7 protein-coding genes and 1 pseudogene are annotated in these 8,995 nt (G+C 63.7%); 5 read left to right on the plus strand and 3 right to left on the minus strand.

Features of this window, described 5'->3' with window-relative positions; genetic code table 11:
• Positions 1-358, minus strand: a 358-nt coding sequence (locus VQ044_RS22445; RefSeq protein WP_331827786.1) for a DUF4158 domain-containing protein, incomplete at its 3' end; no start/stop codon positions are given.
• 99 nt (positions 359-457) lie between these two features.
• On the opposite strand from VQ044_RS22445, the gene VQ044_RS22450 reads away from it, so the two are divergent.
• From VQ044_RS22450 to VQ044_RS22465, 4 genes are all read left to right on the plus strand, one after another.
• The gene (locus VQ044_RS22450) at positions 458-1,093 is read left to right on the plus strand and encodes a recombinase family protein (RefSeq protein WP_327649737.1); all 636 of its coding nucleotides are present in this window, start codon (positions 458-460) and stop codon (positions 1,091-1,093) included.
• Positions 1,094-1,467: 374 nt separating this feature from the next.
• Positions 1,468-2,247 (plus strand): hypothetical protein, encoded by a 780-nt coding sequence (locus VQ044_RS22455; RefSeq protein ID WP_327649738.1) that lies wholly within the window; start codon positions 1,468-1,470, stop codon positions 2,245-2,247.
• A 1-nt stretch (position 2,248) separates the two neighbouring features.
• A complete protein-coding gene (locus VQ044_RS22460; protein ID WP_327649739.1) occupies positions 2,249-4,471 on the plus strand; it encodes a BREX system ATP-binding domain-containing protein in 2,223 nt (740 codons plus the stop codon).
• A 9-nt stretch (positions 4,472-4,480) separates the two neighbouring features.
• A complete protein-coding gene (locus VQ044_RS22465; protein WP_327649740.1) occupies positions 4,481-5,851 on the plus strand; it encodes a DEAD/DEAH box helicase in 1,371 nt (456 codons plus the stop codon).
• Positions 5,852-5,881: 30 nt separating this feature from the next.
• On the opposite strand, the pseudogene VQ044_RS22470 reads toward VQ044_RS22465, so the two are convergent.
• Both VQ044_RS22470 and VQ044_RS22475 read right to left on the minus strand, forming a co-directional pair.
• Positions 5,882-6,088: pseudogene (locus VQ044_RS22470) on the minus strand (iron-containing alcohol dehydrogenase); the annotation flags it as partial.
• 242 nt (positions 6,089-6,330) lie between these two features.
• On the minus strand, positions 6,331-6,642 hold the full coding sequence (locus tag VQ044_RS22475) for a hypothetical protein (protein WP_442873003.1): 312 nt from the start codon (positions 6,640-6,642) through the stop codon (positions 6,331-6,333).
• A 460-nt stretch (positions 6,643-7,102) separates the two neighbouring features.
• Here VQ044_RS22475 and VQ044_RS22480 point away from each other — a divergent pair, with 460 nt between their 5' ends.
• Complete coding sequence (locus VQ044_RS22480; RefSeq protein WP_327649741.1) at positions 7,103-8,953, plus strand: DUF4158 domain-containing protein; 1,851 nt, start codon at positions 7,103-7,105, stop codon at positions 8,951-8,953.
• Positions 8,954-8,995 lie beyond the last annotated feature (42 nt).

Here is an 8,995-nt window from a genome sequence, read left to right on the forward strand (position 1 = left end):
CCAGACGTTCTCCGGCATCGTCGAAGGGCATGACGGCGAGATGGGCGCGGATCACGGAGCGATAGCGGTAGAGCGTCGGCCTGCTGACATCGCCCATCGACATGGAGAGAGGCGACGGCCCGAGCTGGCCGGCAAGATGCGCTATCGTCGCTTCGGAGACATCGGCCAGGGCCGGAAAGTACCCGAGGGCCTGACGCGTCTTCAGCATGACGGCCATGGCCAACCTGCCGGTGGGATTGATGGCGCTGCTTTCGATGAAAGCGCGATCGGCGTCCGACAATTCGTAGCGGACCTGCAGTTCCTCGAGCGTCAACCGCTCGCCCGGACGCGGATAAGCGGTTCGATCGATCGTCGTCATCAGAGTGTCCGAAAAAGGGTACGCCGAAGCGCTTGAAAGAAGCGTGGAATTTGAAGGAGATAGGGAGGAGCGATTTAGCGTCCAGGAAGGAATACATTGTTGGACGGCAATGCCCGGAACCGCAAGCCGATCGGAACGCGAACGGCACTCTATCTGCGCGTCTCGACCGCGGATCAGAAGCCGGACCTGCAATATGACGGCCTGCGCAGCTACGCCGCACGTTCCGGGCTCACGATCGTCGGAGACTATTGTGACGTCGCCGTCTCAGGTCGACGCGAAGGCCGCCCCCAACTGGGCAGGCTGATTACGGCCGCCCGCAATCGCGACCTCGATTGCATCCTGGTCTGGAAATTCGACCGCTTCGCTCGCTCGACCCGTCATCTGCTGACCGCGCTCGAGGAGTTCCAGCATCTCGGTGTCCGGTTCATCAGCGTCCAGGACCAGGTCGACACCGACAGCCCGATGGGCCGGGCCATGTTCACGATCATCGGCGCCATGGCCGAGCTGGAATCCTCGCTCATCTCAGAGCGCGTCACCGCCGGCATGCAGGCGGCCAGATCGCGGGGAAAATCTCTCGGCCGCCCGCGGCTTTCACCGCGCCTGATCGCCGAGATCGAGAAGATCGCCGTCTCGACCAAGCTCAGTGTGCGCCAGATTCACGCAAACATCGATGGAAAAGCCAGCCGAGGCATTGTCGGCGACATCGTCAAACGGGTCAGAGCCTCATCCAGCTGACCGCCGTGATCACTTTTTACACGTATCTTCAACTGACCCCCGAATCGGGCAAATCTCCGCTTACTCGTAAGCATGAAGCAGAACACGGAAAAGATTCGGAAGGACGTTGCCGCCCATCGGGCACGGCAGGCGGCCGCCGGTCGCGTGGCGCTGAATACCTACGTTCCGGGTGATCTGGTCGAAGCACTCGACCAGATCAAGGAGCGCCGAGGCGTGCCGGGTGGGGATGTCCCGAAGTTTGTTGAACTTCGGCGAACGACGTTGCCGGGGTTGAAGGTTACGCGGCCCTGGAAACGGAGGCAACGGGCTTTTCANAACTTGCGCGGCGACTCGAAATCCGTACGGTGACCGGGCGTTAACGAGGGACGGGTCGCATGCCGGATCTGGAAGAAGCCTTGGAGAGGCTCGAGGCGGAGCTGTCGGAGGCGCGGAAAGTTTCTGACGCCTTGACCAGGGCGATCCGTCGGGTGAGTGGCGCGGCCAAAACCGGGAACATCGCGGAGATCGAAAGGTCCCTGGAGGCGGTCGCGAAGCGAGGCGAGGACACCGCCGACGCGGCGGGCAAGCTCGCCGACGCGTGGCACTTCGACGGACCGGCCTATTTGGGCGCCGGGTATCTCGACGAGTTGCGCGACGCGGCGAGTGACGCCGGGCTCCAGCTGTTCGAGAAGGACGGCCGGATCTATTGCTTTCCGCTCCTCTTGCGGGTCGAGGCGCGCGAGACGGCGCTGCGCATCGGCAAGAAGCTGGAGCGCCGCATTCGGCCGAAGGAACTGGTGCGCCACCTGGCCAGCCAGCAGAAGCGACCGCAGCGCTTCAAGGAGCAACAGTTTCTCGACCTTTTGTATCAAGCCTACAAGCTCACGGCCGGTGATGACTGGAAGAAGGCGGAGAACGGTCAAGGGCCAGTGGTTCCGCTCGCCGACCTTTACAAGCTCCTGACGCTGCTTCCGGGCTCCGACTACCCGATCGAGGAGTTCGGCCGCGATCTTCTTCTGCTCGATCGGCAACCCGATCTGCGCACCCGGGATGACAATTCGTTCCGGTTTTCCGGATCGACCTTCGGCAAGCTTGGCGTCCGGCGCGTCACGACCTATGACGAGCAGGGAAGCGAGCGCGTTTATATCGGAATGCGCTTCCTGAAGGAGGCCTGACATGGCCATTCGGCCGGGGGACTGGCTCGCCGTGGTGCGGCGCGAATATCTGACCCGGTACATTCCCGAAGGCGGCTCGGCCATCAGGTTCGTGATCGGCGAGGAGCCGGAGCTCGCCGAGATCCGGCGTGGTCTATCCTCCCTGGCGTCGGACCACGGGTTCGATTTGATGGAGATCGACGCGGCGAAGACCAAGCTGCACATGATCCATGACGTGTTCTTCGCGCTCGCCAGGCGGATCGACTGGGAGACGCTCGCGCAGCACTGGGTCGAAATGACCTTCCGGGTCAATCACTACGAGTGGACGCGGCCGGGCGAACCCGCGCCGATCGAGGAGCTTTCCGCGGCCAACACCATCGCCGAGCCGCTGCTGCGCAAACAGGTTCAGCAATGGCTGACCGCCGGCATCATGCACGACCGGGAGATGGCGCAGGATTTTCGCGCGGCCATGACCAATCTTTGCCTGCGTCGCATGGAGATGAGCGACGCGCGCGCGGTTACCCCCGTTCTCGAATGGCTCAGGGGCGAGCTTCGCTCGATCAGCACGGTGCGCGAGGCTTCGATCAGCGCCCGGATCACCCGCCACAACGGGCGTGCGATGCTGCAATCGCTGTTCCGTTGGCTGCAATTGACAGGGCGACCGGGGCTGGCGGTCACGCTCGATCTTCGCCAAGTCCTGCAGGCCGGACCGGCGACGGCCGAGAGCCTGCGCTATACGCCCGCCGCCGCCTTGGACGCGTTCGAGGTCTTGCGCCAGCTCATCGACGAGGTCGAAAGCCTCACGGGCGCGTTCATCGTAGTTCTGGCCGACACCGCCTTCGAGGACGACCCGAAACGCAGTGTTTCCCTCTATCCCGCGCTGAAGGAGCGGATATGGCCCGACGTGCATCCGCGCGGGCGCGACAATCCACTGGCGCCCCTGCTTCACCTTTCCGCTGACGCAGACCAGCCGCCCGGACTTGAGACCGCGGTAGCGCCGTTCAGTGCACAGCGTGTGGCGGTGGAGGCGTTGCGCGCTGGCGTTCCCAACCGATCGGCGATCCGGCTCCTCGGGAGCAACGAACCGACCTTGATCGAGCGCTTCGGCGAGCGGCTGGCCCGGTGCGAGGCCGACGACGAGGCGGAGCGATTGATCGAAGGCGAGATCGTCGCCGGCGGCTTCGGCAGCGGCAAGTCGCATCTGCTCGGCACTCTGGCCGAGCGGGCGTTGCAGGAGAACTTCATCGTCAGCCGTCTGGTGATCAGCAAGGAAACACCGCTTTTTGACCCGGACCGGCTGTTTGCCGCCGCGATGCGCCATTCCGTCGTTCCCGGCGCCAACGACGACGTGATGACGGCGGTGATCTCACGCCTCGATCCAGGGTCGCCTGCCTTTGAGCGCCTCGAGGCTTGGGCAAGCGGCCCTCGGTCGGGACTTTCGCCGCTGTTTGCCGCGCTCCTTTTTCTTATCCCCAAGCAGGTCACGACGGCCGACGACCTCGCCGCGATCGCCCGGTTCCTCGGCGGCGCCAAGCTGGGCATGACGAAGGTGCGGCAATGGCTGCGCGCTGCCGGAGCCGCCAAGCTCTTCGACATCAGACCGGTCAAGGCCGCCGATCTGGCGGTGCAGCGCCTTCAATTCGCCTCTCGCCTCTTCAAGGCGGCAGGCTTCGGCGGCTGGTGCGTCCTCCTCGACGAGGTCGAATTGATCGGCCGGTATTCGCCGCTGCAGCGTGGACGAAGCTACGCCGAGCTCTGTCGCTGGCTTTGCCTATCCCCGGACGTCGGCATACCCGGGATCGTCTCGGTCTGCGCGATCACCGACGACTTCAAGGACGCCGTCCTCGACAGGCGGCTCGATACCGAGAAGATTCCTCGGGCGCTCGAGGCCAAGGGTCTCGATCGGCAGGCGCGCCTGGCCGAGTTGGCGATGAGCACCATCGAGCGGCGACAGCACTTCTTGGCGCCGCCCGACGAGAGCCGGTTGCGGCAGGGGCTGCAGAGCGTCGGCGGGCTCTACGAGACTGCCTACGGATGGCCGCCTCCGCTGATCGACGTCGGCGAGCGGCTGACGGGAAAGACCATCCGTCAGTACACCAAGTCATGGATCACCGACTGGGACATCCAGCGGCTCTACAGGATGCAAAGCGAGATCGCTACCGAATCGATGGCGTCCGACTACACAGAAAATCAGGACCTGGAGGCGGCTTTGGAGCGTGACGTCACGGATAGCCCCGAGAGCTAGCGCCAGCGCATGGATGTCTCCGGCTCGAACGAGGACGGCGGGCTCATCTGGCCCTCTGACCTGTTCCCGTTTCAAAAGACCGGGGTCGACCGGCTGCTTCGCCAGCCCTCGCTTCTGCTCGCCGACGAAATGGGTCTCGGCAAGACAATTCAGGCCATCGCGGCGCTCCGCATCCTGCGCTCTGCCGACGCCGTTCGGCAGGCGCTGGTCGTCGCTCCCGCGGGCCTCGTCCTGCAATGGCGGGCACAATTCCGGCGCTGGGCTCCCGAGCTGAAGCTTTCCACCGTCGTTGGGCCGACCGGCGAGCGCGCCGCCGCCTGGGCCGCGGTGGCCGACGTGTATCTCGTGGGCTACGAGGCGCTGCGGTCCGACGTGGGACTTCGCGGCGTGGCAGGACCCGGCAACCGACGCTGGGACGTGGTCGTCATCGATGAGGCGCAACGCATCAAGAACGCCGGCACCGGAACCTCAGATGCAGTTAGGCGCTTGCACCGCGATCGAAGCTGGGCGCTGACCGGAACGCCGCTCGAGAACCGGCTGGACGACCTCCTTACGATACTCGACTTCGTTGCGCCGGGCCGTTTCGATCCCAACGGCATGCTGGTCGGGCTCCGCCGACTGCTCGGCGAGGTGCAGCTTCGGCGGCGACGCCACGAGGTGCTGAGCGACCTGCCGCCCAAGCTCGCCTCCATCGTCCCTTTGCGCCTCGGCCCGCGCCAGCAGGCCGCCTATCAGCGCGCCGAGAAGGAAGGCTTGATGCGTCTCGAGAGATTGGGGACGGATCTGACGATCACCCACGTTCTAGAACTCATCCTGCGGCTGAAGCAGATCTGCAATTTTTGCCCCGAAAGCGGCGAGTCGCCGAAACTTGACGATATGCGGGAACGTCTCGACGCCGCCGCTCAGCGGGGCGAGAAGGCGCTGGTCTTCTCGCAGTTCGTTGCCGAGCCCTTCGGCGCACACCGACTCGCCCGCGAACTCTTCGCCCGCTCGCCGGTGGTCCTGACCGGCGCCGTCGCCCCCGCCCTTCGCGCGCAGCACATCGCGGATTTCGGGCGCGACCCGAACCGCCAGGTCATGATCCTCTCGCTTCGCGCCGGCGGCCTCGGGCTCAACCTGACGCAAGCGTCGCACGTCTTCCATTTCGATCGCTGGTGGAACCCGGCCGTGGAAGCGCAGGCGGAAGACCGGGCTCACCGCATCGGCCAGCATCGGCCCGTCCATGTCTACGCCTATCTCTGCAGCGATACGATCGAGGAGCGGATCCAGGAGATATTGACGGCGAAGCGCCAACTGTTTGCCGATGTCATAGACGGGCTCGACGCGCGAACGCTCGGACGTCTCGATCTCGAAACCCTGTTGAGCATCGTGAAGCCATGAAAGCCAAACCGCGCAGGTCGGTCAGCGTGGTCTTCTACCAGCCCCCTCTGTCTGGCCCAGCACCGGTGTCGCCTCGCTGCCGGCATAGGTGGTCGGCAGGACGATCTGCGGCAGGCCGGTGCGCAACGCGAGAGCCTTGCCGAGGCCGATGGTCGAGCCACCCCCGATCGCGACGAGACAATCAGCCTGAAGCCGCGCCACTTCCCTCAAGGCCTGTTCGGTGACGGTGACGGGGGTGACGGCGTGAGCGGACTTCCCGCACTCATGACATGAGCCCCAAAAGCTCGATGTCGCAGGTGCTCGGCTTCAATTGCGGCAAGTCTCTGAACAAACGCCTCGTTCCGGGTGGTGCGGCACGTGCGTTGGGTGCTCACCCTCAACGCTTGGCGCCTCGCCAGAGACAAAGGCACGCCCGCTCCCATGCCGGCGTTTGGAAAGGTCGGGCGCAACGATGTCCCAGCAGCAGATCGGTGCTTAGATCATCTGGACCACGCCCCGGCTGGGCGCCTGGGCGCCCGCACCGCATAGAGGATGAATTCATAGCTCGGCGCGAAGGCGAGGCCGAGCAGGCCCGACAGTGTGAACACCATTCCCGCGACGGGCGAGTACGGGGCCGGGCGTCGGTCCGTATAGAAGCCGACCAATGGTTGCAGGAGGGAGCCGGCAATCTGGAAGGTCAGGGTGATCATACCGATCTGCCAGAAGTCGTTGAGAAGATGCGCGACGCCAAGAACGGCCAGAACCCCCATGTAGGTCCTGGGCTTTAGGGACATGGCGGGGGCGGTTTTCATTACGAACCGTCCATTGTTCGAACGCGGGCTAGAGACCCAAGGCGCATCTTCGTGCATCGTGCACGGCGCAAATTTACAGCAACTCGCATCGCGACGCCGTTCTAAAAGGATCTCTTTGGTCGAAAAGGTCGATATCCCGGGAGGGCGAGACCATCAAGGAAGCCGACGGCTCGACCTGGGGCCCGCTCAAGACGAGTCATGCATTGGCACATCTGAGTCATGCTAGCGATGCGAGGGGTGTCGCTCGATCAAAGTGCCACATATATCTCCCTTGATACCGGCGAGCGGTTCCTCCGATTCAGAAGTGACTTCCATTCTGTCCTGTCGTGGCTGGTTATTGGCCCAATCGGCCCGAAGCTGCCGTTTCGGCCAACTTGAAGAACGATGAGTGAACATGGCCAGCGAGATTGACTCGCTGGCCAGTTGCCATTGAGATTTCCGCTTTTGAAGGAGCGGGCGGATGGACGGCAGGATTTCAGCTGAGGACCTGGCTGGTCAGTGGAGCCTGTCGTTTTCCGACACCGAATTTGTGAACAGCAAGCCGCTTGCGACACGGCCGGGTGTTGCCGTCCAGTTGAAGTTCTTTGCCGCGCATGGCTTTTTTGCCGACGCGGCCGACAGGGTACCTGACGATGCGATCGGGTATGTCGTCGAACAGCTCGGCGGGGGCGATCTTTCCGATTATGATTTCGCAGGACGTTCAGGCCGGCGCCATCGCGCGGAGATCCTGCGACATCTCGGCTTTCGGCGCATGAAGCCGGCAGACCGCGAAGCGCTTGCAGCCTGGATATCGAGCGAGCTTTGTCCGTCCGGCATGACGGTCGGCGCGATGATGGACCGGGTGTTCCTGTGGTGCCGGGACAACAAGATCTTTGCGCTGTCGCGCATGAAACTGGAGCGGCTCGCGCGTTCGGAGCGTCAGCGGTTTCTCGATGTCTATCTCGGCCGTGTCGCCGATCGCCTTCATCCTGATGCCCAGGCCTTGATGGAAGCTTCGCTCGCCGATCCCGACAGCGAGACCGGGTTCCATTCGATCAAGAGCGATGCGGGGCAGGCCTCGCTCGACAACATCATCGCCGTGACGGACCGCCTGGCCTTCATCCGAAGCCTCGATCTGCCGGCGGATCTCCTGTTGGTTTGCGGAACAGCCTGGATCGAACAGATCGAGCGACGGGTCGGCGGTGAGAAGGCGTCGGAGATGCGCCGTCATCCGCGAACGAGGCAGCTGGGACTTTACGCGGTCTTCCTGATGTCGCGTCAGTCCAAGATCATCGACGCCATGATCGACCTTCTGATCGAGACGGTTCATCGGATCACGACGCGTTCCAGGCGCAAGGTGATCGCCGGCATCGCCCGCGACATCGAGAAGATCTACGGCAAGGAACGGCTGCTGGTCGATATTGCCGGCGCGGCCATCGACAATCCGTCAGGACGGGTTTGCGACGTGATCTTCCCAGTGGCCGGCGAAACCAAGTTGACGGCGATCATCAACGAGTACCACGCGCAAGGCGCGCTCGACCGACGCATCTACAAGGTGATGCGTGGTTCCTACGCCAGCCATTACCGCCGCATGGTGCCGAAGCTGCTTTCAGTCCTGGAGTTTTGCTCCAACAACGCGACCTGGCGCCCTGTCGTCGACGCCGTGGACTGGATGAGGACGATGGTCGACGACGGCCGCCGTTTCGTTTCCCGGCAGGATGTGCCGATCGACAAGGTCGTTCCGGCCAAATGGCGTGGCGCGGTCATCGGCAAGGACGGCCGGGTCAATCGCATCAGCTACGAGCTCTGTGTCCTCAGCCAGTTGCGCGAGAGCATCCGCGCCAAGGAGATCTGGATCGTCGGCGCCGATCGCTACCGCAATCCCGACGACGACCTGCCGAAGGATTTCGAGGCGAAGCCCGCCGCCTATTATTCCAGCCTCAATCTGACGCCGGACGCGAAGGCCTTCATCGGCGAGATCAAGAGGGAGCTGGAGGAGGAGCTTCGCCTTCTGAATGCCGATCTTCCCGGCAACGACAAGGTTCGCATCCTGTGGCGCGGCGAGAACCGGATTTGCGTCACGTCGTTCAAACCGGCGCCGGAGCCCACGGCCCTTACGGCGGTGAAGGCCGAGATCGGCAGACGCTGGCCGATGACGGGACTGCTCGATGTCCTGAAGGAGGCCGCGCTCGATACCGGCTATCTGGATGCCTTCGAGACCTCGGCCTCGCGCGTCGCGCTATCGCGTCCAGAGCTCGATCGCCGTCTGCTTCTCTGCCTCTACGGTTGCGTATTTCACCGCATCGTGAGCACGGATTTCACCGCATCGTGAGCAGAGATTTCGGGGGATCGTGAGCAACGATTTCAGATGATC

Origin of the sequence: Aurantimonas sp. C2-5-R2, assembly GCF_036549495.1 — a bacterium.
Taxonomy (GTDB): Bacteria; Pseudomonadota; Alphaproteobacteria; order Rhizobiales; family Rhizobiaceae; genus Aurantimonas; species Aurantimonas coralicida_A.